Annotated in this window: 19 protein-coding genes, 1 tRNA gene, 1 pseudogene and 1 riboswitch; of the genes and pseudogenes, 5 read left to right on the top strand and 16 right to left on the bottom strand. The window is 71.5% G+C overall.

Features of this window, described 5'->3' with window-relative positions; all coding sequences use genetic code 11:
- Positions 1-2 precede the first annotated feature (2 nt).
- Complete coding sequence (locus CP980_RS05695) at positions 3-1,784, bottom strand: VanW family protein (RefSeq protein ID WP_150492831.1); 1,782 nt, start codon at positions 1,782-1,784, stop codon at positions 3-5.
- A 246-nt stretch (positions 1,785-2,030) separates the two neighbouring features.
- Here CP980_RS05695 and yczE point away from each other — a divergent pair, with 246 nt between their 5' ends.
- A complete protein-coding gene (gene yczE / locus CP980_RS05700; protein ID WP_132759528.1) occupies positions 2,031-2,732 on the top strand; it encodes a membrane protein YczE in 702 nt (233 codons plus the stop codon).
- Between the two features lie 39 nt (positions 2,733-2,771).
- Here yczE and CP980_RS05705 read toward each other — a convergent pair whose 3' ends face one another.
- The 4 genes from CP980_RS05705 to CP980_RS05720 form a co-directional block, all read right to left on the bottom strand.
- A complete protein-coding gene (locus CP980_RS05705) occupies positions 2,772-5,711 on the bottom strand; it encodes an NHLP bacteriocin export ABC transporter permease/ATPase subunit (protein ID WP_150492833.1) in 2,940 nt (979 codons plus the stop codon).
- Between the two features lies 1 nt (position 5,712).
- A complete protein-coding gene (locus CP980_RS05710) occupies positions 5,713-7,830 on the bottom strand; it encodes an NHLP family bacteriocin export ABC transporter peptidase/permease/ATPase subunit (protein WP_229906893.1) in 2,118 nt (705 codons plus the stop codon).
- A gap of 74 nt (positions 7,831-7,904) precedes the next feature.
- A complete protein-coding gene (locus CP980_RS05715) occupies positions 7,905-8,711 on the bottom strand; it encodes an HlyD family efflux transporter periplasmic adaptor subunit (protein ID WP_150492835.1) in 807 nt (268 codons plus the stop codon).
- 71 nt (positions 8,712-8,782) lie between these two features.
- The gene (locus CP980_RS05720; protein ID WP_099888675.1) at positions 8,783-9,001 is read right to left on the bottom strand and encodes a hypothetical protein; all 219 of its coding nucleotides are present in this window, start codon (positions 8,999-9,001) and stop codon (positions 8,783-8,785) included.
- Between the two features lie 379 nt (positions 9,002-9,380).
- Here CP980_RS05720 and CP980_RS05725 point away from each other — a divergent pair, with 379 nt between their 5' ends.
- Positions 9,381-9,815 (top strand): VOC family protein, encoded by a 435-nt coding sequence (locus tag CP980_RS05725; RefSeq protein ID WP_150492837.1) that lies wholly within the window; start codon positions 9,381-9,383, stop codon positions 9,813-9,815.
- Between the two features lie 1,164 nt (positions 9,816-10,979).
- Here CP980_RS05725 and CP980_RS05730 read toward each other — a convergent pair.
- Both CP980_RS05730 and CP980_RS05735 read right to left on the bottom strand, forming a co-directional pair.
- Entirely contained in the window at positions 10,980-11,903 is a 924-nt protein-coding gene (locus tag CP980_RS05730; RefSeq protein WP_150492839.1) for a hypothetical protein, read from the bottom strand.
- Positions 11,900-15,367 carry a P-loop NTPase gene (locus tag CP980_RS05735; protein WP_150492841.1) on the bottom strand — a complete coding sequence of 1,156 codons (3,468 nt, stop codon included), beginning with the start codon at positions 15,365-15,367 and terminating at the stop codon, positions 11,900-11,902. Before CP980_RS05735 ends, CP980_RS05730 begins: the two co-directional genes overlap by 4 nt.
- A 238-nt stretch (positions 15,368-15,605) precedes the next feature.
- On the opposite strand from CP980_RS05735, the pseudogene CP980_RS05740 reads away from it, so the two are divergent.
- Positions 15,606-16,379: pseudogene (locus CP980_RS05740) on the top strand (IS5 family transposase).
- 484 nt (positions 16,380-16,863) lie between these two features.
- On the opposite strand, the gene CP980_RS05745 reads toward CP980_RS05740, so the two are convergent.
- Positions 16,864-16,937: transfer RNA gene (locus CP980_RS05745), tRNA-Pro, on the bottom strand.
- 136 nt (positions 16,938-17,073) lie between these two features.
- Between CP980_RS05745 and CP980_RS05750 the strand changes: the two genes are divergently transcribed.
- Together CP980_RS05750 and CP980_RS05755 are read left to right on the top strand one after the other, a co-directional pair.
- On the top strand, positions 17,074-17,775 hold the full coding sequence (locus CP980_RS05750) for a thiamine pyrophosphate-dependent enzyme (RefSeq protein WP_150492843.1): 702 nt from the start codon (positions 17,074-17,076) through the stop codon (positions 17,773-17,775).
- An 11-nt stretch (positions 17,776-17,786) separates the two neighbouring features.
- A complete protein-coding gene (locus tag CP980_RS05755) occupies positions 17,787-18,686 on the top strand; it encodes a transketolase family protein (protein ID WP_150492845.1) in 900 nt (299 codons plus the stop codon).
- A gap of 91 nt (positions 18,687-18,777) precedes the next feature.
- On the opposite strand, the gene CP980_RS05760 is transcribed toward CP980_RS05755, so the two are convergent.
- From CP980_RS05760 to CP980_RS05795, 8 genes are all read right to left on the bottom strand, one after another.
- On the bottom strand, positions 18,778-19,329 hold the full coding sequence (locus CP980_RS05760) for a GAF domain-containing protein (RefSeq protein ID WP_132759522.1): 552 nt from the start codon (positions 19,327-19,329) through the stop codon (positions 18,778-18,780).
- A complete protein-coding gene (locus CP980_RS05765) occupies positions 19,326-19,955 on the bottom strand; it encodes a GTP-binding protein (RefSeq protein WP_132759521.1) in 630 nt (209 codons plus the stop codon). The genes CP980_RS05760 and CP980_RS05765 overlap by 4 nt, the downstream gene beginning before the upstream one ends.
- Positions 19,933-20,346 (bottom strand): DUF742 domain-containing protein, encoded by a 414-nt coding sequence (locus CP980_RS05770; RefSeq protein WP_132759520.1) that lies wholly within the window; start codon positions 20,344-20,346, stop codon positions 19,933-19,935. Before CP980_RS05770 ends, CP980_RS05765 begins: the two co-directional genes overlap by 23 nt.
- Positions 20,346-20,774: a roadblock/LC7 domain-containing protein gene (locus CP980_RS05775; protein WP_132759584.1), complete on the bottom strand. Its 429-nt coding sequence runs from the start codon at positions 20,772-20,774 to the stop codon at positions 20,346-20,348. The genes CP980_RS05770 and CP980_RS05775 overlap by 1 nt, the downstream gene beginning before the upstream one ends.
- 35 nt (positions 20,775-20,809) lie before the next feature.
- A complete protein-coding gene (locus CP980_RS36340) occupies positions 20,810-22,591 on the bottom strand; it encodes a sensor histidine kinase (protein WP_150492847.1) in 1,782 nt (593 codons plus the stop codon).
- Between the two features lie 289 nt (positions 22,592-22,880).
- A complete protein-coding gene (locus CP980_RS05785) occupies positions 22,881-24,125 on the bottom strand; it encodes an MBL fold metallo-hydrolase (RefSeq protein ID WP_132759518.1) in 1,245 nt (414 codons plus the stop codon).
- Positions 24,126-24,273: 148 nt separating this feature from the next.
- Positions 24,274-25,059 carry an SGNH/GDSL hydrolase family protein gene (locus tag CP980_RS05790; protein WP_132759517.1) on the bottom strand — a complete coding sequence of 262 codons (786 nt, stop codon included), beginning with the start codon at positions 25,057-25,059 and terminating at the stop codon, positions 24,274-24,276.
- A gap of 165 nt (positions 25,060-25,224) precedes the next feature.
- A complete protein-coding gene (locus CP980_RS05795) occupies positions 25,225-26,193 on the bottom strand; it encodes a M23 family metallopeptidase (RefSeq protein ID WP_132759516.1) in 969 nt (322 codons plus the stop codon).
- 2 nt (positions 26,194-26,195) lie between these two features.
- Positions 26,196-26,372: riboswitch (cyclic di-AMP (ydaO/yuaA leader) on the bottom strand.
- Between the last annotated feature and the right edge of the window lie 119 nt (positions 26,373-26,491).

Here is a 26,491-nt window from a genome sequence, read left to right on the forward strand (position 1 = left end):
TGTCAGGCGCGGCCCGGCTGCGATGCGGCCGGGCCCGTCGGCGTTGCCGAGGGGCTCGGGGTCGCCTGCGCGTCACAGGTGACCTCGTCGCGCGGGGTGTAGTGCGTGCGGTAGGTCTCGCGCTTGACCTCCTGCCCGCCCTGGACGAAGACCCGGTCGACGGCGACGTCGAAGCCCTCCAGCGGGGTCTGGACCTCGCAGGTCGGACCGGAGCCGGTGCGCTTGGCCGGCGGGGTGGTGTTCGTCCGCGGGCCCTGGGTCGCGCGTATCTCGTCGTACTTCTTCGTGCCGAGGAGGCTGATGGTCACCGAGGTGTCGGTGGACTCGGCCTTGACGTAGATCGCGTGGCCGGAGTCGTTCTTCCAGCGCAGGTCGAGGGTGCCCCAGGCGACGGTGGCCTCGCGGCCCTCCGGGTAGCGCTCGATGTAGAACGAGTGGGCCCCGTGCTCCACAGGGTGGACGCCCGCGAAGAACATGGCGTTGTACATGGTCGTCGCGACCGCCGAGACCCCGCCGCCGGGGGACTTCACGTACTGGCCGTCGTTGATCATGATGCCGTCGACGAAGCCGTTCTCCTTGGTCCGCTCGCCGACCGTCTTGTTGAAGCTCCACGTCTCGCCGGGCATCACGACGGAGCCGTTGATCAGCTCCACCGCCCGCCCGATGTTCGTGGTGCGGTACGGCGCGGCCGGGAAGTCGACCTTGAAGGACGACATCTGCTCCTTGATGCCGAGCCGCGCGGCGTTCTCGGCGGTCAGCCGCGGGTGGACCGTCGTCACGGCGACCTCGCCGGTACGGGCGGCGCCGGTGCGCGTCAGGAGCGGGACGACCGCGTCGGCGAAGGCCTTCTCGGTGACCTGCACGCCGGAGCGCCCGTCCTGGGCGACGACCGCGCGGCCCGTGGAGTCCACCCGGAAGGTGGCCCCGCGGGAGGGGCTGGTGGCCGCGGCGATCTGCCGGGCGACCGCGGGCTCGGCCATCAGTGCCTTGGCGTCGAGCCTGGGGACCAGCCTGCCCTGCGCGTCGGGCTCCACCGACAGGTGCTTGCCCAGCACGGCGGGGGTGAGGGTGACCGTCTTCCCGGCCACGGAGAGGGTGACCGGGCCGGACATCGCGGGCTCGGCGAACTCCTTCAGGGCCCGCGCGGTCTCCTGCTGCCCCACGGCGGGGGCCTTCTGGTCCACGGGGAGGGCGACCGCCCCGCCCTGCGGGCGCAGGTAGGCGGCGCGTACGGTCTCGGCCGCCCGGTCGGCGCGTACGGCGACGCCGGTGACGGGGGCGGTGGCCCGGGCCGTGCCGTCCTCGAAGGTGATGTCGCCGTCGCGGGCCTGCCGGCCGGCGGCGGTGATCCGGCCGACCTCGGCGGCGCTCGTGGGGCCGTCCGTACGGATCACGGGCTCGACCTCCCGGTTCTCGGCCGGGGTGACCAGGCGCCCGATCACGGTGAAGGGGTCGGATCCGGTCTGCGCGGCGCGGTCGACGGTGGCGGCGGTGTCCAGGGACAGCCCGAAGGCGGCGGGGGCCGCCTTCTCCGTGCGGTCGCCGATGCGCAGCTCGATCGGGGCGGCCGCGGCGGGGCCGAGCGCGCGGTCGAGCGCGGTCTTGGCCTCCGTACGGCTCATCCCGCCGATGTCGACGCCGCGGACGTGGGTGCCGTCGGCGATGGCGTCGCCCGCCGCGGCGAGACCGGTGAGGTAGAGGCCGCCGAAGCCGAGGACGACGGCTCCGCCGACGAGGGGCAGGGCCGTTCGCCGGTTGACCTTCAGGCGGTGTACGCGTCGCATGTGTCTCGTCTCTCCCGGTGCCGTTGGCGCTGGTGGATCGGTGTGGACCGGCAACCAGCATTCATCAATTCGGACCAAAAGGGACAAAAATGTGCCTGTTCTCACGAGGGCCGGTGCGGCGGGCCGCCCAGGGGGCCAGTCGACCGAAAACAAGGCCACTTGGTTCGGATTGGACCTGTTGGGCCGTTCGGGGGATGCCACACGGTAAGACCTGCCGGTCTTTGGCTCCCCCGAAAGGCTCCACCGATGTCCATCGCCCCCGTCCGCCCCGCGCGGCGTCTGCCCCGCCGGCTCCTGCAGCTCTACGTGGGGCTCGCGCTGTACGGCGCCAGCTCGGCCTTCCTGGTCCGCGCCGGGCTGGGGCTGGACCCGTGGGACGTCTTCCACCAGGGGCTCGCCGAGCGCACGGGGTGGAGCATCGGCACCGTCTCGGTGGCCGTCGGCGCGCTGGTCCTGCTGCTGTGGGTGCCGCTGCGGCAGCGGCCGGGGCTCGGGACCGTATCCAACGTGTTCGCCGTCGGTCTGACCATGGACGCCACGCTCGCGGTCCTGCCGGACGTCCACGGCACGCTCGCGCAGGCCTCCCTGCTGACCGCGGGCATCCTCCTCAACGGGGTCGCGACCGGCCTCTACATCGCCGCCCGCTTCGGGCCCGGCCCGCGTGACGGCCTCATGACCGGGCTGCACCGGCGGACCGGGCGCTCGCTGCGGCTGGTCCGTACCGGCATCGAGCTGACGGTGCTGGCGGCCGGAGTCCTGCTGGGCGGCACGGCGGGCGTCGGCACGGTGGCGTACGCCCTGGCCATCGGCCCGCTCTCCCAGCTCTTCCTCCGCGTCTTCGCCCTGCCGCCGCAGGCGGCCCCCGCTCCTCCCGTGGCCGGGTCGGCGCCCGAGCAGGCGACCGGCACTCCGGCTCCGGCTCCGGCTCCGGCTCCGGCGCGAGGCTGACGGCCGCACATCCCCCGGCCCGTTACCGGGCCGGCCCCCTCAGCCGATCTGGCGGCGGACCAGTTCGCGGAACGGTCCCGAGGGATCGGCGAGCAGCTCGGCGGGCGGCCCCTGCTGGGCGATCCGGCCGTCGGCCATCACGATCACCCGGTCGGCGTCCATGACCGTGGACAGCCGGTGCGCGATCACGATGCGGGTGGCGCGCAGGGCTCGGGTCGACTCGATGACCACCCGCTGGGCCTCGTTGTCGAGCGCGCTGGTGGCCTCGTCCAGGAAGAGGATGCGCGGCTTGCCGACGAGGGCCTGGGCGATCATCAGCCGCTGGCGCTGGCCGCCCGAGACGGTCCCGCCGCCGTCGGACAGGACGGTGTGCAGGCCCATCGGCATGGCCTTGATGTCCTCGGCCAGCCCCGCCAGCGCCGCGGCCTCCGCCGCCTCTTCGAGGGAGTACGTGCCGGAGCCGCGGATGCAGTCGAGGATCGACCCGGAGAACGGCTGGGCGTTCTGGAGGACGACACCGCACTGGCGGCGCACGGCCGCCTGGTCGAGGGCGGCCAGGTCCTGGCCGTCGTACAGGACGCTGCCGGAGGCGGGCCGGTCGAAGCCGATGAGCATGCGCAGCAGCGTCGACTTGCCGCAGCCGCTGGCCCCGACGACCGCGACGAACTCCCCCGGCCGCACCGCGAACGACACGTCGTCCAGGACGAGCGGGCCGTCGTCGGTGTACCGGTACGAGAGGTCGCGCACCTCGACGGCGCCGCTGAGCTCGCCCGGCCGGATGCCGGCGGCCCGTACCTCGGGGCTCGCCCCGAGGATCGGCTTGACCTGCTCGTACATGGGCTGCACGGCGGCGGCCGACAGGAGGGCGCCGGTCAGCTGGGTGGCGGAGGACAGCATCATCGTCACGGCGGTGCTGAACGTGAGGAACTCGGCCGCGGACATGCTGCCGCGGGCCGGCCCGGCCAGCAGCATGAACATCGCGAGCGTGCAGAGCGGCAGGTAGACCGCGTTGAGGACGGTGAGGACGTTCTTGATCCGGCCGATGCGCTGCTGCAGTTCGCGGGTCCGGGCGAACTCCCGCGCCCAGGCGGCGTACGCGAAGCTCTCGGCGGCCGCCACGCGCAGTTTGGGCAGCCCGCGCAGGGTCTGGAACGCCTGGTTGTCCAGCTTGTTGCCGAGCCGGATCAGCTGCCGCTGATAGCGCAGCTGCCAGAGCCCGAGACCCAGGAAGACGGCGGCCACGCAGATCAGCATGGCGAGCGCCGCCAGCGCCAGGGGGACGCTGTAGACGAGCAGCAGCACGAGGTTCATCGCGCCGACGGTGCCCGCCTGCAGGGAGACCGCGACGATGCCGGACAGCACGCTGCGGATGGAGCTGATGCCCATGGCCGCGGCGGCGAGTTCCCCGGTGGAGCGGCCGGAGAAGAAGGTCACGGGCAGTCGCAGCAGCCGGTCCCAGACGGCCGGTTGCAAGGTGGCCTCGATGCGGCCTTCCATCCGCAGGACGGAGGTGTTCTGGAGCAGCATGAAGGCGGCCGAGACCACGCAGGTCGCGATGAGCGCCAGCGCGGTCTGCGCGATGAGGCCGTCCTCGCCGCGCGGTACGTACGTGCCGAGCACCCGGCCGGTGGCCACGGGGACGAGCGCGCCGAGGCCGACGGCTCCGAGTCCGCCCAGGACCAGGCCGCGCAGGTCCTGGGCGCTGCCGCGCACGCTGAAGCGCAGCAGGTGCGCCACGCCGGGCTTCCCGTCGGGCAGGGGGCGGTAGAACATGACGGCCTGCGGGGCGAAGGCGGCCGCGTCGCGCCGGCGCACGGGTGCGCGGGCTCCGGTGGCCGGGTCGACGGCCTCGTACCGGCCGCGCCGCCAGAGCAGGGCCACGGGGGCCCCGTCGTCCGCGCGGCGGCCGACCAGCGGTCCGCCGTACTCCCGCCACCAGCGACCGGTGAGCCTGACGGGACGGGTGCGGACGCGGGAGGCGAGGGCGATGCGTTCGACCGGGTCCATGCGCCCGGAGTCGGCCGCGGCGCCAGGGGGTTCGGTCAGGGCGATGCCGGCTTCGGCGGCCACGAGGCGGCACGCGGCGAAGGTCGCGTCGTCGCCGGCGGCGCCGCGCGGTCCCCGGCGGGAGCGGCCGATGGAGGCGAGCAGGGCGCGGTCGGCCCCGGTACGGGCGGCTTCTCCGGCCTCGATGCCGGCGGCGGTCCGGTCCGCGTGGGCCCGCTCGTCCTGCTCGATGCGGCGGTCCAGGGCGGACAGCAGCCGGTACTGCCGGTCGACCATGCCCTGCCACACGGCCTCGTCGACGAGGAGCGTGCCGGCCGTGGCCGCGCCCGCGTGGGGCTCGTACACGGCGCCGTACTGCACGCTGCCCGGCGGGATCTGCATCCACAGGATGTCCTCGTCGGCCCCGCCCCGGCCCGCGGCGTCCGGGCCGCCTTCCAGCGGAGTCCGGTACAGCACGCGAAGGCCCCGGCCGATGCCGCGGGCGAAGGCGTCCTCCAGCGGGCTGGGTGCGGGCTGCCAGGGCTCGGCGTAACCACCGTACGGGTGGTACGCGTCGTACCCGCCGTACTCGCCCGGGAGGCTCCAGGATCCCCCGTTCGCGGGCCGGTGCAGCTCGTGCAGTTCGATGCGGCGCAGTACGCAGCCGTGCAGCGGGCGCCCGGTCAGCGTGTGCGCGGGCCCGTCGACCGGGCCCAGCAACAGCGCACCCGGCTCCAGCCGGCCGAGGAAGTGCCAGTGGCCCTCCTCGGCGGCGTCGACGGCGAACAGGTCCAGCTCGCCCCGGAGGACGAGCCACAGGACGAGGGGCCCCTCCAGGGAGAGGCTGCGCAGGCCCGCGCAGTCGACGGCCGAGCCGAGCGCGCCGAGGGCCGCGACGACCGGATCCGTCCCGGGGTGGGGCCGGTCGGCGTGCTGCGCCTGGTGAGGCTGTGGGAACTGCTCCGTCTGAGGGGTCGGTTGCCAGGTCGCCACGTCAGTGCTCCTTGACCAGTGCGGCGTACCGGCCCCGGGCGGCGACCAGTTGTTCGTGGCGTCCGCGCTCCACGACCGCGCCCCGGTCGAGTACGACGATCTCGTCGCTCTCGCGTACGGTGCTCAGCCGGTGGGCGATCACCACGCAGGCGCAGCCGCGGCGGCGCAGGTTGTCCATGACGATCTGCTCGGTCGCCGCGTCCAGGGCGCTGGTCACCTCGTCCAGGATCATGACGCTGGGGCGGCGCACCAGGGCGCGGGCGATCTCCAGCCGCTGGCGCTGGCCGCCGGAGAAGTTGCGCCCGTCCTGCTCCACGCGGCTGTGGATGCCGCCGGCCCGGCGCGCGACCACCTCGTGGACGGCGGCGTCGCGGAGGGCGGCGACGACGGCCTCGTCCGGGATGGACGGGTCCCACAGGGCGACGTTGTCGCGGACGGTTCCCTCGAAGAGGAAGACGTCCTGGTCCACGAACGACACGGAGGCGGCCAGCGCGGCGCGCGGGATGTCCTCCAGCCGCATCCCGTCGATGCGGATGGCCCCCTCCCACGGGGTGTGGAGGCCGGAAATCAGCCGGGAGACGGTGGACTTGCCGCTGCCCGAGCCGCCGACGAGGGCGAGCTGCTGCCCGGGGCCCACGGCGAGCGAGACGTTCTTCAGCAGCGGCGCGTCCAGGGGGCTGTAGCCGAAGGTGACGCCGTCCAGCTCCACGTGGCCCTTGAGCCGGCGGGTGCCGGAGTGCGGCTCGCGGCGCAGGTAGAGGGGGTCGACGGGAAAGTTCTCTACGTCCTTCAGCCTGGCCACGTCGGCGGCGAAGTCCTGGATCCGGCCCGCCACGGCGCCCAGGCGGGTGATCGGCGCGGTGAAGCTGGTCACGAGGGCCTGGAAGGCGACGAGCAGGCCGACCGACAGGTGTCCCTCCACCGCGCGCAGGCCGCCGATCATGAGGATCAGCGCGCTGTTGAGCGCGGCGAGGGTGGGGGCGACGACGGCCAGCCAGGCGCTGGGGACCCCGAGCCGCTGCTGTACGTCGAGGGTGACGGCGTGCTGGCCGGCCCAGCGGCGGAAGAAGGCGTTCTCCCCGCCGGTGGCCTTCATCGTCTCGATGAGCTGGAGCCCGCTGTACGAGGTGTTGGTGAGCCGGGCGCTCTCGGCGCGCAGCTTCTGGGTGCCGGTGGCCCTCAGCCGCATCACGATCCGCAGGGCCACGAGGTTGAGCAGGGCGATGAGCACCCCGACGAGGGTGAGTTGCGGATCGTAGGTCCACAGCAGGACGGCGTAGAGCACGACCACCACGGCGTCCACCCCGGCGGCGGCCAGGTCGCGGGCGAGGGTCTCGGCGACCGCGTCGTTGGACTGGAGGCGCTGGACGAGGTCGGCGGGGTTGCGCTGGGTGAAGAAGGCGACCGGGAGCCGGAGCAGGTGGCGCAGGAAGCGGGCGCTGCCGAGCGTCGAGGAGATGATGCGGCCGCGCAGCAGGTTGGCCTGCTGGAGCCAGGTGAGCACGGCGGTGAGGACGAGGGCCGCCGTCATCGCCGCGAACAACACGCCCAGCAGGGAGGTTTGCTCGCCGATGAGGAACGTGTCGATGTACGTACGGCTCAGCGCGGGCACCGTCGCACCGACGGCCACCAGCAGGAGGCTGGAGAGCACGGCGGCGAGCATCGTGCCCGAAGTGCCGCGCAGGCGGGCCGGCATGGCGCTCATGACACCTTCCCGGCGGCCGCTGCGGCGAAAGCGCGGGCCGGGTTCGAAGACGAGCGCGATGCCGGTGAAAGCGGTGTCGAACTCCTCCATGGGGACGAACCGGCGTCCCTTGGCGGGGTCGTTGACGTACGCGCCCCGGCGGCCGAGGCGCCGGCCCGTTCCCTCGTAGACGACGTAGTGGTTGAACTCCCAGAAGAGGATGGCGGGCGGGGCGACCCGGGCGAGCGCGGCGAGGTCCATCTGCATGCCCTTGGCGGTCAGCCCGTAGCCCCGGGCCGCCTTGAGCAGGTTCCCGGCGCGGGAGCCGTCGCGGGACACCCCGCAGGCGATGCGCAGCTCTTCGAGGGGGACGAAGCGGCCGTGGTGGCCCAGGACCATGGCCAGCGCGGCGGCCCCGCACTCCACCGCCTCCATCTGGAGCACGGTGGGGGTGCGTACGGGACGGGGCGCGCGGCGGGGCGGGCGCGGGCGGCCGTGGGTGGGGACGGTCACGGGAGCAGCCAATCGACGGGGCGCTGCGGCGGCAGGTGGACGGCTCCGGTGACCGGTGTCGTGGAGTCGAGGGGGTACGGGGGGCCGCCCGCGGTGGACCAGCGGTAGCCGGAGGCGGTCGCGGTGGAGCCTTCGAGCTCCACGAGCACGGCGACGGGGCTGCCCTGTCGGGCGAACTGCGCGGCCAGGCGCGGGTCGCCCAGGAACCCGGCGATCTGCGCCTGCGTCTGGGGCGCGCGCCCCACCTCCTTGACGCGCCCGCGCAGTACGCCGAACCGCTGCCGGGGGACGGAGGTGACGTCGAGGTCGACGGATGCCCCGACACGGATGTCCGCGCCGCCGGCGCCGGACACGTACAACACGGCGACCAGCGGCTCGTCCGCGCTCTTGACCCGCTCCAGGACGGCGAGGTCCGCGCCCGTCGTCACGACGGCGCCCGTCTTGGCGACCAGGCTCGTCACCCGGCCGCCGGCCACGGCGCGCACGGTCCGTTCGCCCTGCTCCGTGGCGACTTGGAGCAGGGGGGCGCCGGGCGGGAGCAGCTGCCCCTCCTGGGCGGGCACGGCGGTGACCTGTCCGGAGAACGGGCTCTGGAGCAGATAACTGCCCTGGGCGCGCGTAAGGATTCCGGATGCGCTCAATTTCGCGGAAACAGAACCGTCGAACGCCCACACACCGAGAACAGCCATGACGAGCACGGTCACACCGAGCACGAATCTCCCCTGAGGGCGGGCGAAGCGCACGGGAAGATCGAGCTCATCACCCGAATTCAGCTTGGAGAGCGCCTTTCGACGGAACTGCACGAACTCCCCTTCACACACGGCGAACCCCGGAACGAAATACGCCCCGGGGTCCACTCACACGGACTTCCGGCTCAGAGGCCGGCGACACCGGCGCGAACGCCGACGATGCCCTCGGCCGCACCGGGCAGAGCCTGCACGCCCTGGACCGTGTGGAGCGAGGTGACCGTGTTCACCACGTGGAAGACGTCGCCGGTCACGGCGCCGAGGAGCCCGCCGGAAATGCTGACACCGCCGGAAACCGCGTCCAGCTCGTCGTCGGCGATCTCACGGGTCTCGATGTCGTTACGCATGATGTGCGCACCCTTTCAGTCGTCTGATCAATCATCAAATGACGTGGCCTCACGGGCCGCGCCGGGACCGATGAAAGCACGCTGACGAGCAGTGCAGCCAACCGTGTTGACACCCCGAACGAGGCGGCACGACGAGGTGGGACACGAACTCTCCGATCAATCCGGCGGATCATTACACCTCCTCCACACGATCGAGTAACAGATTCGGGCGGCCCCTTTCCCCGGCCCCGCACAACCACCCAAACCGGACCAAAAATTCACCGGCGGTGTAACGGGACGCACCCCCTCCACTTTCACGGGGTGAAGATTCCCGGGAGCGACAGCGCGTGACCTCTCAACCGCGCTCCGTGCGCCCGGCCGAGATTGCTATGGTGCGCCGATGTCATCGATCAGGCAGGTCCAAATCACCTTCGACTGCGCGGAACCCGAGCGCGTCGCCCGCTTCTGGTGCGAGGTTCTGGGGTACGTCGCACCGCCGCCGCCCGCAGGGTTCCCCACGTGGGAGGCGTACGAACTTTCCCGTCCCCCGCAGGACCAGGGCGCCTGGTTCGCCTGCAGCGACCCGTCGGGGGCGGGCCCGCGGCTGTACTTCCAGCGCGTCCCCGAGGGCAAGGTCGCCAAGAACCGGGTGCACCTCGACGTACGGGTCGGCACCGGACTGGTGGGGGCCGAGCGCCTGGCCACGCTCCAGGCCGAGTGCGCACGGCTGATCGCGCTCGGCGCGGTGTGCGTGCAGGTGCTGACCGCCGACGAGGACAACGAGTCCTGCATCGTGATGCAGGACGTCGAGGGCAACGAGTTCTGCCTCGACTGAGGGCGCCGTCCGCCGGCCCCCGCCCACGTGCCGCCAGGCCTTGGAGCGACCGAGCAGCCCGGACCCCGAAAAACGATCAGAGGCCGTGTCGGATGTCTCCGACACGGCCTCTGATCCACGACTCTCACGAGTCGGGACGACAGGATTTGAACCTGCGACCCCTTGACCCCCAGATCGATGGGTCGGAGGAAAAATCGCGACATACGCCTTAACGTCAGGGCGCACAGCGTGTACTTATGTACCTGGCGTGCGCCCATCGACGTGGGCGGTGGTCCCCAGCTGGTCCCCAAGGTAAGCCACCTGGCCCTCGGCCCGCCGAGCCGTCTCGGACCGCTGGGCGGGGGCGGCGAGTCAGGGCGCAGTCTGGAGTTGCCTCCTTTCGACCCGGCGGCGAAGGTCGCTTACGACCTCACGCCAACGCCACGAGCCTTCCCAGTTGCAGTTCTAGTGGCCGCTGGGCTCCCAGTCCGCGAGCTCGTTCAGCTGCTTGAGTAGGGCTTCCGGCCCGACAGGAGGGCGGTAGGCGCGCTCGTCGTCGAGCTGGCCGGCGATCTCGTGGAGTTGCTGGGCAGCGCTGTAGCAGGAGAGCTGGGTGTCTGTCAGCCGGCGCGCAGAGTAGCCGCCGCACTTGCTGCATCAGTCCCGTCGTCCGGGAACACCCCGGTACTCAGCCGGAGGAACACCCTGAGCAGGCCGCGCCCGCCATCGCCGGATCGTCCGGGGTGCCCGCCGGACTGAGGGGCAGCAGACCGCCCCCCGCCGGTTCCCGAGAACAAGACCGACAGACGGCCATCGACAAGGCACCCCCACGACGGCCTAGCGGCCGACGGTACTCCAGCCGGCGGGCGCGGACGGGGCCGAACGGCCTGCAGCGTGCTCGCGGAGGCGGCAGGTCAGGATCGGCCTTCGGCCCAGTGCCGACGCACGGCGCCTCGTCCAGGTTGCGCAAGCCCTATTAGTTCACCGCCTCCCAGCAGGCCGCCTGCTCCCAGCCGGCAAGCGCTCATCCGGGCGCCAAGCTTCGCGGCGGCCGATGCTGCGATCAAGCCGGCCGGTGGCGATCGCGATCACTTTCGCGACGCGTCGCCGGGAGCGCGTTCCGGCCAATCGACCTTGCACTTCCAAGGCCCCGCCCTCAGCTTGCGAGCCAATGCCAAGCCGATCCTACGGACTCTTCAGCTGATCCCAGTTCTCGACCAGGCTATCCAATAGTGAGGAACGGTCCAGGGTCGGCTTCATGCTATAGAGAACCTGTGCCAGCCGCAGCGCCACTTCCACCGATTCACCCGGGTTTATCGCAAGCCGCTCCATTACATCGGCAGCCGTGACGGGCAGCAGACGACCGGTCTCTGCGAGAAGAGCCTGCTCCATGTGGCGGGTCGTGGCCGTATCAAGGTCGGCACTCGCAGGGATGAGGGAGAGCGCCTCCGCCCAGCGTCTGCTGTAGCGGTCACGTATCTGAGTGAGATTCAGACCTCCGCAGCCCAGATCGCCGGCCGCGCTCTGCAGCTCGCCAAGATAGTTGACCACGACATCCGTGCGGCTGAGGCGGTCCCTCCACATATTCGACAACGTCGCACTGTCGGCGTGGCACTCGATGGACCGGGCGACCTCGATGGCCAGTTGCAAGCATCGCAGAGCCGATGCGAGCAATGCCTCCAGACAGCATTCCCACTGATCGTCACCAGGGACGCGCGAGCCACAAGCATCCTTGAACCATGCGTAGCAGGTATCACGGGTGCCTCGGTCCCGCGTGTTGCTGGGGTCGAGGTTGTGGGCAAAGAACGTCCGCAGCCGGCCGAGCACATGCCTAAACCGCTCCGCCTCAGCCGGATCCACCCCCACCCTGAGTGCCTGGCCAAGCAGGTACTTCATGCTGGCCTTCCACGCCTCTTCCAGCCAGGAACTCAGCCAGATGGTCGTGGTGACGAAGCCGTGCTGCGGGCTGGAGAGAACCGGGCGCGGTGCCGTGACCGGGTCCCCCACCGGACATGACGTCAGAGCATCGCACAGCATTTCCAACTCGGTTCTACGTCGGTCTAGTTCGGAGAGAGTGACATGCAATCCCGATCCGGAGGCGGCGATCACTTCCGCCCCCGCCGGGGCATGATCGACGGCAGCGGAACGCCGAGACGCGAGGTGACGGTCGGCCCCCTCCGCCCCCCCGGGCTACGCACGGGCTCGAGGATCGGCCCCCGAAGATTAAAAGCCACATGCGAGTCCGGCAGAGCCATCCCCGGCCTAGGGTCAGAGATCGCGAAATCATATGTCTGGAATGCGACTTCGCGCGCTAGCTCTTCCACCCAACACCTACCCTTGCGCTGATCCGCGTCCAACTGGCGGATCACCGGGTGGAACCTCAGAGGGCTCCCAGAAGAATCGCTGGCCATGTACATGGATACGACCCGCCGACGAAACGTGAGCGACTGCTGCTCCGCCGTCCGGAACGCGTCAGAGGCGGCGTTGGCAAGCCCTAGGTGGAAGAACGCGAGGGCGCGCATGAACTCGACCCGCAGGAGGGACAACTCGTCCGCGGCTCTCAGCCGGTCCGCGAGGTCGCGACACTCGACCCAATCCTCATGGGTGAGTGGCAGCGTGAGACGCTCCCCTCCCATGAACCGGTGTCCGGTTTTGGCCAGCCAGAACAGATCCACGAGCAACCGCAGGCAGCGCCGGTCGTTCATCGCGGCATCATGCGACTTCAGGTGAGCCAACGCCGCCTGGACGCCCGCTGGTACCGGGGTGTTCCGCAGGAGTCCGCTCACCCGAAGCGCGTAGAGGTACGCGGCAAGTGGTTCATCGTGCTTCGCCAGCTCCTGAAGCCGCTCGTCAGCAACCCTGTCGTCGCGCGCGAGGGCTGCAAGGTCGGCGAAACGCGCGTTGTACTTGGCTTCCTGCTTCTCGCTGAGGTCGGCCACGTCAAAGAGCAGCAGCCTGGAAATGCACTCCGAGAGCATCAAGGTGGCTTCGCGCTCGGGAAGCACGTTCTTCTCGAGCACGTCGATGGTGACCCAGCAGAGAACGTCCATGGGGTAGTACTTGTCCGCTGAGAGACGCATCGAGTCCGAGGTGACACGCTGTACACGATCAACGAGGCCGTTGACGAGCTCGACCGGCAGCGGCGACGGAACCGCACCGTCTGCCCCGCTGCGCAGCAGCTCGTAGAGCTTCGAACCCGCGACGCTCGCCTGCTCCACTAGCAGGTTGGCGCGCAACCCAGGGCGGGGCGAGGGGGGCAACGTCGCCAGAGCCTCCTCCACCACCTGCTCGGCGCGTTCCAGTATCTGAGCGCGTTCGTTCGCGTCGGAAAGCTGCCTGCGCTGGGCATACCTGACCCATTTTCGGCACAAGTTCGTCTCAAGCAGTGCGAGTCGCTGGTTCGGCACCACGCTGGCCCGGTTGGCATGGGAGATCGCGTCTGCGATCCGGAGGAAGTGCGGTGCGAAGCGGCCTTCCTGCTCACCCTGTGGACCGATGCGGTTGAGAAGGTCCACGGCAAACTGGACCTCGCTTCCGCCAAAGAGCGTACTGTCGGGTCGCACCTCTGAGAGGACTTCTGCCAGCGCCTTGATCTCAGACTCCTCGCTGATCCGCTCGGCGGTCACCAGAATCTGAGCTTCGAGTTCGTTGCGCGCGGACAGCAGGTAGTTGCCTCCGCGGTCCTCCTGCCAGCGGATGAGATCGACCTTGCCAAGCACCTGGGGCAGGTTGCGGACACCGTCGCGCCCCACGACTCGCAGCGCGAGTTCGAGGGGAATGGACTGTCCGTGCCGGGAGGCCACGAGCACCACATTGACCAGACGCTCGTACGGCCCCTGGTATGCGGACGCGCCGGCGTCTTCCCCTATGTCCCGAAGCGCCGAAGCCAGAGTGTCCACCAGGCCGGCCCTCGCCAGCGCCGCGGCCATCGCGCTCGGCGGCGAGTAGGTGGACGACGTACGAATTGCAGCGGTCAACGCTGTTTCGGTGTGCCTCAGTTCGAGTACTAGACCGCCACTAACCGCCCCCCTGCTCTCCGGCAGAAGGCGGTAGAGGGCGGAGAGGAAGGTGTTGTCCTTCTGGATCAGGGGCCCATCCCTGTCATGAATGGTGATCCCCAAGGATTCGAGGTGCTGGGCGAAGCGCTTCATCTCCCCGCTGACCAGCGACGCAGGTGCCTCGATGACCTGTCGGGTCCTGCGCTCGTTCGTGCGATAGCAACTACCGACCAACACGGCCTTGCGTCCCCTGGCGTCGAGGTATCTCGCCAGCCGGAAGTACTCGTCCGGGTCAACCATCCCGTCCCACACCAGCAGAGTGCTCGGGACGGACGTGTTCTCCACCCATTCACAGAAGGAGTCGATCGCTTCGAAGGACGGCCGGATCGCCCGCCGAGGGATGTGCAGGACTGCGTGCTGTCCCTCACGTGCGACTGAGTATGCCAGCGAGGCCAAGGCGATCGTCTTTCCGCTGCCGGTCTGCCCTTGGAGCAGCAGTGGGCGCTCTAGCAGACTCCGGCCTGCCAAGGCTGTGTCCACGCGGTCGCGCAGGTCCGTCTCGTAGTCCCTACGGAACGCGAGGCCGCTGTTGATCGCCGACCAGATGTTCGATGATTCCGTTGCCCCAAGGAACTCTCGGAACCGCACGTATCGCAGCTCTTGCGACTGCGTTGGCGGTGCCGCGAGCAAGTCTGCATCGATCGGCTGCCCGAATGCGGTGACGGCGTTCCATATGTCCCGGGGGACTTCATGGAAATCCCCCCCGTGTCTGATCCGGTGGCCACCGGAATCGAAGCGCTGGAGGTCGGTCAGCCGCCCGCGCCGTCGGGCTTCCTCGACGTAGCTCGCAAAGTCTTCCGCGTGAACAACCAGAGTGCCCTCGGCGATCGCTGCCGCAAGGAACTCGTCGGCGAGCTCGGCGGAGCTCGCCGAAAACAGATGCGCCTGGCCGCGCCCGAGGCGGGAGAGAACTCCGTACAGGTCCTCGGAGTCGAACCAGTCGTCGACCCCCCATGCCTCGATGACCAGAACGCCGCGAGGAGTGATGAGCTCGTCCGGGAGACGCTGTGCGAGCGCTCTGGCCTCCGCCTTGCGCGCGCCAAGCCCGAGCCGACCGGTCGGCGGTTGATTCTCGGGCGGTTGGTCGGCGCCTCCGAAGAGGAGAACGGCCTGGACCTGATTCGTACTCCGCGGCGCCGAGGGCCGAAAGGTCGAGGCAGCGACTGGCTGCACCTGGCGCCAGTCGCTTCGCAGTGTGCGCAGGAACAGGGAATCGACCGCGGTGCTGAACACCCCGTTCCACGGCAGACCGGCCACCACATTGAGCCAGGCCGGTGCAGTCAGTTCGGCCGCCGCCCTGGCCAGACTGGCGAGCACCGCCTCGCGCTTCTCGCCTCGGGTCCTCAGCAAGAGTGAGTAGAGATCGGATGCGTCGGCAAGGTCCTCCGCTGACCGCGAGACCGCGCCGACCAGCGGATCCTCGCCGCTCTCCAGGCATAGATACTTCTGGCCGAGGAGGAGGAAGCTAGGACCTTGTTCGAGGCGGTTAATCAGATCCTCGTACTGGACTGTCATCGTTCTCCTCGCCAGTTGCGCTGAAGACTGCCCATCATAGAGACTGACGGGCCGTTGCAATCGACCCATCTCCCTTGCCTGCGTGCAGCGCTCCCCCGGTTCGGGCAGCAGTCCGGCCTGTGGCACAGGAAGATGGGGCCTGTACGGTCAACTAACCTTACGGACCCGTCGCATGGCCGGAGCTATTAGAGGTCCCAACAGAAGCTGTTGATCACGCAACTTTCGGTTCGGATGACTGTTGGTCTGGCCGTGGGGGAAACATCAGTCGCGGTCATGGATCGTGTCGGATGAAGTGTGGTCGTTCATCGAGCCGTTGCTTCCGGAGACTGCACCGAAGCAGGTGGAAGGACGTCCGCGGGTACCGGACCGGCAAGCCCTATACGGGATCCTGTTCGTGTTGCATACCGAAATCCAGTGAGAGTACCTGCCGCAGGAGCTGGGCTTCGGTTCCGGCATCACCTGCTGGCGGCGCCTGGCCGCGTGGAACGACGTCGGCCTCTGGGACCAATTGCACCTGGTGCTGCTGAAGAAGCTGCGGGTCGCGAAGAAGCTCGACTGGACGCGGGCGGTGATCGACTCCTCCCACGTCAGGGCCGCTCGACGGGGCCCCAAAGCGGGCCCAGCCCGGCCGACCGCGCACGTCCGAGCAGCAAGCACCACCTCATCGTCGACGGCCAGGCATTCCATTTGCCTTGTCACCGACCGGCGGAAGCCACAACGACGTCACCCAGCTGATGCCCCTCCTGAACAAGATCCCGCCGGTGGCCGGCCTCGTTGACTGGCCCCGCAGACGCCCAGGCACACTCCTGGCCGACCGCGGCTACGACCACGACAAGTACCGCCGGCTGGTCTGGGCGACCGGCGTCAAACCCGTGATGGCCCGCCGCGGAGTTGGCCCCACGGCTTCCGCCGGCTTCGCGTCCGGTGGAAACGACGCGACGACATACACGAAGCCTTCCTCGGCCTCGCCACCTGCCCCATCATCCACCGCCACGTCCAACGCCTTTGTTAGGACTTCGTAGGCGCGCGGCCAGGCCCACCGCCGAAGGTCCGTCACGTCAACGGCGCCGCCGCACCGTCATCAGGATCTGACCCAGCACGGCCGCCGCAGCACGGCGGCGAGCCGGGCGCGAGGACCACACGGACAGAGGCGTCGGGCGGCCTCGCAGTTCGCACGGGTGCGGTAGGTCGCCCACCAGGGACGCACCGGCCCCTGAGAACACCGTCACCGGTGATCGTGACCGGGTTCCACTCGCGCGTATTGGGGCCGCCCCGTCACCGAGGTCGGGTTCACCTGCCAGCCGGATGACAGCTTAGGTCGAGCGGACGGTCAATCGGGCAGCCACGTCGCCGATGCGGCTGTGACGCACCTGGACCAAGTCAAGGTGCGTCACAGACCCACCCAAGTCACCCTGGTCCCCAACTGGTCCCCAAAAACGATCAAGGGGCTGTTTCAGATTTCTCTGAAACAGCCCCTGACCTGCGACTTCGAAAAGTCGGGACGACAGGATTTGAACCTGCGACCCCTTGACCCCCAGTCAAGTGCGCTACCAAGCTGCGCCACGTCCCGATACGCGCTGACCTGGGCTTTCCCCGGGGTGAACGCGCACGAGAACAATACCGCACTTCCCGGGGTGGTCGCGCGCACCTTCCCGGGATCGGGGCGCGCTTGACCTCAAGCGGGCTTGAGGTTGCACGATCGGTGCATGACACAGGCAACCGCGGACACGGGGTTCCGCTACGAGGATCTGGGCCGGCTCATCGCGCTCATGACCGGGGCCGAGAAGCACGCGCCCGCCGCCCACTCCACGCTCGACGTGCTCTGGGTGCTCTACGACCGGGTGCTGCGCGTGCGGCCCGAGAACGCCGAGGAGCCCGGGCGGGACCGGTTCCTGCTCTCCAAGGGGCACGGGCCGATGGCGTACTACGCCGTACTCGCCGCCAAGGGGTTCTTCCCCGTGGAGCGGCTGCGCGGCTTCGGCTCGTACGACTCTCCCCTCGGCCACCATCCGGACCGCACCCTGATCCCCGGAGTGGAGATCGGCAGCGGCTCCCTCGGGCACGGGCTGCCGCTCGCCGTCGGCAGCGCGCTCGGGCTGCGGGCGCAGGGGCTGGACGACCCGGCCGTATGGGTGCTGATCGGGGACGCGGAGCTCGACGAGGGCAGCAACCACGAGGCCATCGCCTACGCCGGCGCCGCCGGGCTGGAGCGGCTGCACACCGTGGTGATCGACAACGACTCCGCTACCCACGGCTGGCGCGGCGGGATCGCCTCCCGCTTCGAGGCCGCCGGCTGGTCGGCGGTGACCGTCGACGGCCGGGACCACGAGGCGCTGTACGCCGCCTTCACCGCACCGCATCCGGGCCGGCCCCACGCGGTCGTCGCCCGTGTCGAGAAGAAGCAGTAGAGGGGTTCGTCATGGACAACATGCGGGAGCGGTTCGTCTCCGTCACGTCGCGGGCGCTCGACGAGGATCCGCGGCTGGCGCTCGTGCTCGCCGAGATCACCATGGACGGGTTCCGGCCCGACCAGCAGCGCCATCCCGAGCGGGTGATCAACGTCGGGATCAGGGAGCAGCTGCTCATCGGGGTCGGCGGCGGGCTGGCCCTCACCGGGCTGCGGCCGATCGTGCACACCTTCGCCAGCTTCCTGGTGGAGCGGCCGTTCGAGCAGATCAAGCTGGACTTCGGACACCAGGGCACGGGCGGGGTCCTGGTCAGCGCGAACGCCAGCTACGACTGGCCGGCCGGCGGGCTCACGCACATGGCCCCGGGCGACGTGGCGCTGCTGGACACCCTCGACGGCTGGACGGTCCACGTACCGGGCCATCCGGACGAGGCCGAGGCGCTGCTGCGCCGCGCCTACGCCGCCGGGGACGACAAGGTCTACGTGCGGCTCTCGCAGCAGTCGAACGCCGCCCCGCGCCCGGTGGACGGCGTGGGCCTGCGGACCGTACGGGAAGGCGGTCCGGGCGCCGCCGTCGTGATCGCCGTCGGCCCGCTGCTGGACAACGTGCTCGCCGCGACGGAGGGGCTGGACGTGACCGTGCTCTACGCCACCACCGTGCGCCCCTTCGACGACGCGGCCCTGCGCGGGGCCGCCGGCCGGGGCAGGGCGGACGTGGTCCTCGTCGAGCCGTACCTGGCCGGCACCTCCACGGGGGCCGCCGCGCAGGCCCTGTCGGAGGTCCCGCACCGGATCCTCGGGCTCGGCGTCGGCCGCGCCGAGCTCCGCCGCTACGGCACGATGGACGAGCACACCGCCGCGCACGGACTGGACCCCCGCTCCCTGCGCCTGCGGATCGGGGCGTTCCTCTAGGCCGTGTCCTTCGGATCACGGCGGGCCCGGGGCGCCCGGCACCGCGATCGAGGCGTCGTGCTCGGCGGGCGGCGCGAGGATCTTCCCGCCCTCACCCCGCCCGCAGCCCGTCCTCCCGACCGTGGATGACCTCCAGCAGCTCCGCCGCCAGGGACTTGGCCGTGGCCAGCCCCTGCATCCCCCACCGGCGCGGCTCCACGTCCACCGCGCAGACCGTCCCCAGGACGGTCCCCGTCCGGTCGATCAGCGGCGCGCCCAGGTACGAACGGACCCCGCTCTCGTCCACCACCGCGTTGCCCGCGAAGCGCGCGAAGTCGCGTACGTCCTCCAGCACCAGCGCCTTGCGCCGCACCACCACGTGCGGGCAGTACCCGTGGTCCCGGGGCAGCGCCCGCGCCGGGTAGCCGCTCGCCGGGGCGCCCGGCGCGTGGTGCAGCCCGGCGAAGAACTGCCGTTCCTCACCGACGAAGTTGACCCCTGCGTACGGGGCGGCCAGGACATCGGCGATCTGCCGGGCGAAGGCGTCGAACTCCGTGTCCGCGCGCTCCCCCAGGCCCAGTGCGCGCAGCCGGACGGTGCGCGCGGGCGCCTCCCGGTCCACGGGTGTGAGCAGCAGGTGTCCGGTCGACTCGTAGTACGTCATCCCGGGTTTTCCCCCTCCGGATTCCAGGATCCCGGCGGCCGTGTCGCCGCCGTGAAGAGCAAGTGCTGGACCAGGGCGGCCAGCGCCCCGGTCCCCGAACTGGTGAGCCGCGCGTCGCACCGTACGACCGGCACGTCAGGCCCGAGCCCCACCGCCTCGCGCACCTCGTCGGGGGTGTAGCGGTGGCCCCCGTCGAACTCGTTGACGGCGACGATGAACCCGATGCCGCGCCGCTCGAAGAAGTCCACGGCCGCGAAGCAGTCCGCGAGCCGGCGCGTGTCCGCGATGACCACCGCGCCGAGCGCGCCCGCGCACAGCTCCTCCCACAGGAACCAGAACCGCTGCTGCCCCGGAGTCCCGAAGAGGTACAGCACGTGCCGCTCGTCCAGGGTGAGGCGGCCGAAGTCGAGCGCGACGGTCGTGGACGCCTTCGCCGCGACCCCCTCGGTCGGGTCGGCGTCCTCGCTCAGCCCGCTGAGCAGCTCCTCCGTGCACAGCGGCTCGATCTCGCTCACCGCGCCCACGAAGGTCGTCTTGCCCGCCCCGAACCCGCCCGCGACGAGGATCTTCAGCGTCGCGGGCAGGGCGGGGGCGAGGCGGGTGTCACAGTCGTCGACGTAGGCCATCGAGCACCGCCCGCAGCAGGTTCTGGTCGTCGGCGGCGACGTATCCGCCGCCCGGGAACCGCGGCGCCTGCGCCGTGACGGCCCCGTACTCCATCAGGTCGGACAGCAGCACCTTCACCACCACCGCCGGCAGCCGCAGCTGTCCGGCCACCTCGGCGACGGTGACGGCCGCGGAGCCCGCGCACAGGCGCAGCGCCATCGTGTGCTCCGGGCCGAGCGGACCGCGCGGCCGCACCCCCGTTGCCGTCACCAGGGACAGCAGGTCGAGTGCGGCGGCGGGCCGGGTCCGCCCGCCGCTGGCCGTGTACGGACGCATCACCCGGCCCGCCGAATCGTCGAGCCAGGGCGTGTCGCGCGGGGCGCCCCTGCCGCACGCGGCGCGGGCGCGCATCACTGCGCTTCGCCGACGGGCCGGCGCGGCGGGGCCGCCAGGTACGGCCGGACGCTCTTGACCAGCATCGCCATCTCGTAGCCGAGGACGCCCGCGTCGGCCTCGCGGTCGGCCAGGACCGCGAGGCAGGTGCCTGCGCCCGCCGCCGACACGAAGACCAGCGCGGTGTCGAGCTCGACCACCACCTGCCGGACCCCGGCGCCGTCCCCGAAGCGCGATCCGGCGCTCCGCCCGAGCGAGTAGAGCCCCGAGGCCAAGGCCGCCAAGTGGTCCGCGCTGTCGGCGTCGAGGCCGTGGACGCAGGTGACGAGCCCGTCGGCGGTGAGGAGGACCGCGCTGCGCGTGTAGGGGACCCGCTGGACGAGGCCGCTGAGCAGCCAGTCGAGGTCCGAGAGCCGGGTGGTCTTCGTCGCCGCTTCGCCGCCCATGGTGGTGCGCTCCTTGCCGGGGTGAGAGGTCGGGGTCATGGCTGGTTCTCCGTCTGGGCGAGGCCGAAGCCCCGCTGGAAGGCGGCCATCAGGCCCGGATCGTGGACGGGTTGTTCGGGCGCGTCGGCCGGCCGGGGGGCGGGGGCGTCGCGCAGCTGCGGGACGAGGTGGTCCTGGGCGCGCCGGCGGGGCAGGGGCGGCCGGTCGGGATCCGTCCGGGCGGCCGGTACGGAGACGAGGGCCGTGGCCGGCGGGACCGGCGCGGGCGCCGGAGCAGGTGCCGGAGCCGCCGGTTCGCGTACGACGGGCCGCGCGGCCGACCGTACGACCGGCTCCGCGCCCGCGGCAGGGGCCCGGCCCGGCGCCGGCGCCGGGTCCGGGGCGGGCCCCGTCTCCGCGGCCTGCCCCCGGCCCGGCTCCCGGTGGTCCGGCTCCGGGTGCGGCGCGTGCGGCGCCGCCCAGGCCGGTGCGACGGGCTCCGGCTCCGGCACCCGGCGCGTCTGCGGCCTCCGGGGCATCGCCACCCGTACCGGCTCCAGCGGGGGCATCCCGGCGGCCCCGTCCCCGGTCCCCCACGACGTGGCCCGGGAGCCCCCGAGCGCGTCGGCGGCGCTCGGCGCCTCGGCCCCCAGCAGTTCCTGCGGCAGCACCAGCACCGCGAGCACCCCGCCGTAGATGTTGGACTTGAGCTCGACGGCGATCCCGTGCCGCCGGGCGAGCGCCGAGACCACGAAGAGGCCGATCCGCCCGTCCGCCAGCAGCTGCCGGACGCTGACCTGCTCGGGGTCGACGAGCAGGGCGTTCATCCGGTGCTGCTCGGCGGCCGGCATGCCCAGTCCGCGGTCCTCCACCTCGATGGCGATGCCCGCGGTGACCCGTTCGGCGCGCAGCACCACGTCGGTGTCGGGGGCGGAGAACACCGTGGCGTTCTCGACGAGTTCGGCCAGCAGGTGCACCACGTCGGCGACGGCGTGGCCGCGTACGGTGCCGCCCGCCGGGGGAACCACCTTGACCCGCGTGTACTGCTCGACCTCCGCGACGGAGGAGCGCAGCACCTCGCTCAGGTCGATGGGCCGGGTCCACTGGCGTCGGGAGGCGGCGCCGCCGAGGACGGCCAGGTTCTCGGCGTGGCGGCGGATCCGGGTCGCGAGGTGGTCGACGTGGAAGAGCTCCCTGAGGAGGTCGGGGTCCTCGACCGTGTCCTCCAGCTCGTCGAGGAGGGAGATCTCCCGGTGCACGAGGGACTGGAGCCGGCGCGCGAGGTTGACGAACACCTCGACCTTGCGGTCGCTGTCGGAGGGCGCGGCCGGGCCGGCCAGCCGTACGAGGGTGGTGTGCGCGTGTTCGCGGGCGCCGCGCAGCTCCTGGGAGAGCAGCCAGAACTCGTCGACCCGGGCCGCGTCGGTGCCGGGCGGCGGCGCCGTCGGGCCGCCGCGGACCGGGCGGACCGGCGGCTCGCCCCGTTCCAGCCGCTCGGCGGCGGTCCGCAGTTCCTGGCGTCCGCGCACGCTGGAGCGGCGCAGCGCCTCGCAGCGGTCCCGTACGGCCTTGGCGGAGCGCTCGGCCCCGAGCGTGGCGGCGGCCAGCGCGCCGACCGCGAGCAGGGCGCAGCCCGCCAGGACGGGCCACAGCCGGGCGTCCCGCTCCCCCGCGCCCCCGCCGAGCTGGAGCGTGAAGATCACCGCGGCGGCTCCGCTGAGGGCGGCCGCGAGCGTGGGCAGCAGGGAGGCGCGCACCAGCTGGGGCCTTATCTGCCGGCCGGGACCGGTGGCGGCGTGTCTCGACGGGGCGTGGCGGGCGGCGCGGAGTCCGGACATCGGCGTCCTCTACGTGGGGCCCGGGCCCCCAGGGTTCCGGAGCCCGGTGTGGATCACGGTGTTGATCACCGGATACCCACGCTAGACCGCACGATCACGCTGCTGACAGCCAGTTGGGGAACTTCGCCGGGCTGCTTCCCGCTCCCGGCGGAGCGCTCGTACGACAGCCCGAATCCGCCGGGGGCGCACGTTCCCGACCGGCTCCCGCGACGCACCACCCCCCGGGTGCGGCGGGCGGCCCGGTCGCGGCCCGCCCGCGCCGCGTCCCGGGCCCGCGGACCCGCCGGGGTCAGGACCCGACGGACTCCGGCTTCTCCTGCCCGCCGTCGACGGCCCCGGAAGCCACCCGGGCCGCCGTGGCCGTGACCCCGCCCGCCTCCGGCCGGGGCACGGCCGCCGGACCGTCGACGGGACCGCCCGAGGGCGCGCCGAGGACGAAGGGGCGCCACCACGGCTCGGCGGGCACATCGGCCGCGCCCGGCTCGAAGGGCTGGCCCGGGACCGGCAGCGCGATACCGGCGCCCGCCTCCTTCGCGGCGGTCACGGTGCCCTCGCCCGGCTCGTCCCACGGGTGCAGCGCCAGGTTGAAGGTGCCCCAGTGGATCGGCAGCATGATGCCGTGCGGGATCCCGCCCTGGAGGTCGAGGTGGGCCTGCATGCCCTCCTCGGGGGTCATGTGGATGTCGGGCCAGTACTCCGAGTAGGCACCGATCTGGATCATCGTGGCGTCGAAGGGGCCGTGCGCGGCGCCGATCTCCGCGAAGCCGGGGAAGTAGCCCGTGTCACCGCTGTGGAAGATCCGGTGCCGGTCGCCCGCGACCACCCATGAGGCCCACAGGGTGTTCTGCTGGTTGCGCAGGCCGCGCCCGCAGAAGTGCCGTGCCGGGGTCGCCGTCAGCGAGAGCCCCGCGATCTCGGTGGCCTCGTTCCAGTCCAGCTCGCGCAGCCGGCCCGGCGGGACGCCCCAGCGCTCCAGGTGCGCGCCGACGCCGAGCGGGACGGCGAAGACCGTGTCCGTCCCGGCCAGCTCCTTGATGGTCGGCAGGTCGAGGTGGTCGTAGTGGTCGTGCGAGATCACCACGGCGTCGACCGGCCCCAGCGAGGCCAGCGGCACGGGGACGGGGTGCAGCCGCTTGGGCCCGGCGAACGGGAACGGCGAGCACCGCTCCCCCCATACGGGGTCGAACAGCACCCGCCGCCCGTCGATCTCCGCGAGTACGCCCGAGTGCCCCATCCAGGTCAGGCGCAACCCGCTCACCGGCGGTTTCGCCAGCTCGGCCAGGGTCGTCGGGTACACCGGGATGGGCGCACCCGGATTGCGCCGGGTCCGCTGCTCCTTGTGGAAGTAGATCTTGGCGAACTCCATCATGGAGCCGGAGGGCCTGGTCCGGGCCCCGACCGGGTTCTGGAAGACGCCGTCGGCGAAGTTCGGCGAGCGCCGGATCCGCTCCAGGCGGGCGCCGGACGGATCCGCGCCGAAGGCTTCGGGCCGCAGGGCGCGCAGCCGAGGACGCAGGGGACGGGAGCCGGTCAAAGCGCCTCCTGGGAGGGTGGGGCGGATGGTCGTGAGGCCGTACGAATACCGGTCTACCACCTTGCCAACGCGTACCGCCCCCGAAGGATTCCGCCGCGCGCCCCCGTTCTCGGGCGCTCCCCCTGCCCCTTCCGTCCCCGCCGTCGCCCTACAGGGGCAGCAGGTCGGGGCGCTTCGCCTCCACGTGGTCCCCGGAGGACTCCCCGCGCAGCCGACGCCCGATCCACGGCACCAGGTACTCCCGGGCCCACTGGATGTTGTCCCGGGTCACGTCCACCGAGCCGCGCGGCTGTTGCGGCGGCCACGGCTGGTCGGGGTCGGTCGGCACCTCCAGCCCCAGCACCTGGGCGGCGCGCAGCGCGACCCGGGTGTGCCCCTCGGGCGACAGGTGCAGCCGGTCGTCGTCCCAAGCCCGGCGGTCCTGTACGGACTTGAGCGACCAGAGGTCGAGCACCGGGCAGTCGTAGCGGTCGGCGATGGCGCGCACGTGCGCGTTGTACGTCGCGATCTTGCCCCGCAGGTGCTTGAGGACCGGAACGCCCCGGGTGTCGAAGCCCGTGGTGATCATGACCTGGCCGACGGCCCCGGTGAGGTCGGCGACCGCCGCCTCGAACCGCTCCGCCGCGTCGTCCGGGTCGCTGCCGGGCCGGATGATGTCGTTCCCGCCCGCGCAGAAGCTCACCAGGTCCGGTGCGAGCTCCTTGGCCCGGGGGACCTGTTCGGCCACGATCTGGTCGAGGAGGCGCCCCCGCACGGCCAGGTTCGCGTACCGGAACTCGTTTTCCTCGCGCTGATCGGCCAGGAGTACGGCCAGTCGGTCCGCCCAGCCGAGAAAGGTCCCCCCGGGCCCCGGGTCCCCCACACCCTCGGTGAAGCTGTCCCCGATCGCCGCGTACGAGCCGATGGTCTTGAGTGTCGTCTTCGTCGCTGCCACGAGGACACATCCTTCACCCCGACACGTGACCTACGCCACCGTAGGCAGGGGTTGACGGGCCGTGATCTATACCACCTGGTCGGTACGGAATAACAGCGCGTGAGGCCGGGACCCCCCTCGGGTCCCGGCCTCACGTGTCCTGCGGCCCGCTGACGACGGGAGCCGTCAGATGCTCACGCCCTTCGAGCGGAGGTAGGCCAGCGGGTCGATGTCCGAGCCGTAGGACGGCCCGGTACGGATCTCGAAGTGCAGGTGCGGGCCGGTGGAGTTGCCCGTGGAGCCGGAGAGGCCGATGGTCTGGCCGCCGGCGACGCTCTGGCCGACCGAGACGGAGAGCTGGGACAGGTGGCCGTACTGGGAGTACTTGCCGTCCGCGTGCCGGATGACGACCTCGTTGCCGTACGCGCCGCCCCAGCCCGCGGAGACCACGGTGCCCGCGCCGACGGCGCGGACGGTGGTGCCGGAGCTCGCGATGAAGTCGACACCGGTGTGGTAACCGCTGGACCACATGGCGCCGGGGGTCTTGTACTGGGTGGAGATGCCGCCACCGGCGACGGGGGCGACGAAGCCGGCGGCGCTGACCGCACCGGCGGCGGACCGGGCGGTGGCGCTCTTCTGGGCGGGCGCTGCGGGCGCAGCGGGGGCCGCGGGGGCCGCCTCGGGGGCGGAGGCCTTCTCGTCCGCCGCCGCGTGCGAGGACTTCTTCGCCGGGGCCGGGGCCGGCTCGGCGGCCGGAGCCTCGACGCCCTTCGCGGCGAGGGTCAGCTTCAGCCCGGGGTGGATCAGCGAGGGGTCGCTGCCGACGGCCTCGCGGTTGTCCGCGTACAGCTGCTGCCAGCCGCCCGCCAGGTGCCGGTCCTGGGCGATCTTGGAGAGGTAGTCCCCCGGCACGACCGTGTAGACGGCCGAAGTGGCCGGCGAACCCTGCTGGACGGCGGTGGGCACGGACACCGGGGCCGCCGGGAGCTGCGGGGCCTGCGCGGGAGCCGCGGCGGGTGCGGAGGCCGGAGCCGCCTGGGCGCCGGCGGCACCGAGCAGCGGCAGCGCGAGGGCCGCACCGCCGGTGCCCGCGACGGCGAAGCCGCGCGCCACGGAACGGGACTTGGGACGTCGGTGCTTACCCTTTGCAGGCATGGCGAATTCCTCTCCGTCGCCTGCGAGGTGAGCTGTCGGGTTCGGACTGGAGATGTCCGGCCGCGCATGAACGGAACATGAACGGCTTCACCCCGAGCTGTTCGGACCGAAAGATCCGGAACAGCGGCCTACCTGGTTCCCCCGCTCCTGCCGCGCGCGTGAATAGTCGGGTGCGGTTTCCGGACGGCGGCAGGATTCGGCGGTCCATCCGGATCGATCGCGAAGGTAATCGAGTTGAGGCACGCGGAACAAGCCACGAATTTCCTGACGGATTCACAGAACGGGGAATCCGACGGAA

Source organism: Streptomyces vinaceus (genome assembly GCF_008704935.1).
Taxonomy (GTDB): domain Bacteria; phylum Actinomycetota; class Actinomycetes; order Streptomycetales; family Streptomycetaceae; genus Streptomyces; species Streptomyces vinaceus.

What these genes read in the sequence shown, in the direction of transcription:
- CP980_RS05775 (WP_132759584.1), bottom strand. Translation starts at nt 20,774, where the DNA reads ATGGGCGGCGAAGCGGCGACGAAGACCACCCGGCTCTCGGACCTCGAC.
- CP980_RS36340 (WP_150492847.1), bottom strand. Translation starts at nt 22,591, where the DNA reads ATGTCCGGACTCCGCGCCGCCCGCCACGCCCCGTCGAGACACGCCGCC.
- CP980_RS05750 (WP_150492843.1), top strand. Translation starts at nt 17,074, where the DNA reads ATGACACAGGCAACCGCGGACACGGGGTTCCGCTACGAGGATCTGGGC.
- CP980_RS05765 (WP_132759521.1), bottom strand. Translation starts at nt 19,955, where the DNA reads ATGGCCTACGTCGACGACTGTGACACCCGCCTCGCCCCCGCCCTGCCC.
- CP980_RS05735 (WP_150492841.1), bottom strand. Translation starts at nt 15,367, where the DNA reads ATGACAGTCCAGTACGAGGATCTGATTAACCGCCTCGAACAAGGTCCT.
- CP980_RS05720 (WP_099888675.1), bottom strand. Translation starts at nt 9,001, where the DNA reads ATGCGTAACGACATCGAGACCCGTGAGATCGCCGACGACGAGCTGGAC.
- CP980_RS05760 (WP_132759522.1), bottom strand. Translation starts at nt 19,329, where the DNA reads ATGACGTACTACGAGTCGACCGGACACCTGCTGCTCACACCCGTGGAC.
- CP980_RS05795 (WP_132759516.1), bottom strand. Translation starts at nt 26,193, where the DNA reads ATGCCTGCAAAGGGTAAGCACCGACGTCCCAAGTCCCGTTCCGTGGCG.
- CP980_RS05770 (WP_132759520.1), bottom strand. Translation starts at nt 20,346, where the DNA reads ATGCGCGCCCGCGCCGCGTGCGGCAGGGGCGCCCCGCGCGACACGCCC.
- CP980_RS05710 (WP_229906893.1), bottom strand. Translation starts at nt 7,830, where the DNA reads ATGGAGGCGGTGGAGTGCGGGGCCGCCGCGCTGGCCATGGTCCTGGGC.
- yczE (WP_132759528.1), top strand. Translation starts at nt 2,031, where the DNA reads ATGTCCATCGCCCCCGTCCGCCCCGCGCGGCGTCTGCCCCGCCGGCTC.
- CP980_RS05725 (WP_150492837.1), top strand. Translation starts at nt 9,381, where the DNA reads ATGTCATCGATCAGGCAGGTCCAAATCACCTTCGACTGCGCGGAACCC.
- CP980_RS05755 (WP_150492845.1), top strand. Translation starts at nt 17,787, where the DNA reads ATGGACAACATGCGGGAGCGGTTCGTCTCCGTCACGTCGCGGGCGCTC.
- CP980_RS05695 (WP_150492831.1), bottom strand. Translation starts at nt 1,784, where the DNA reads ATGCGACGCGTACACCGCCTGAAGGTCAACCGGCGAACGGCCCTGCCC.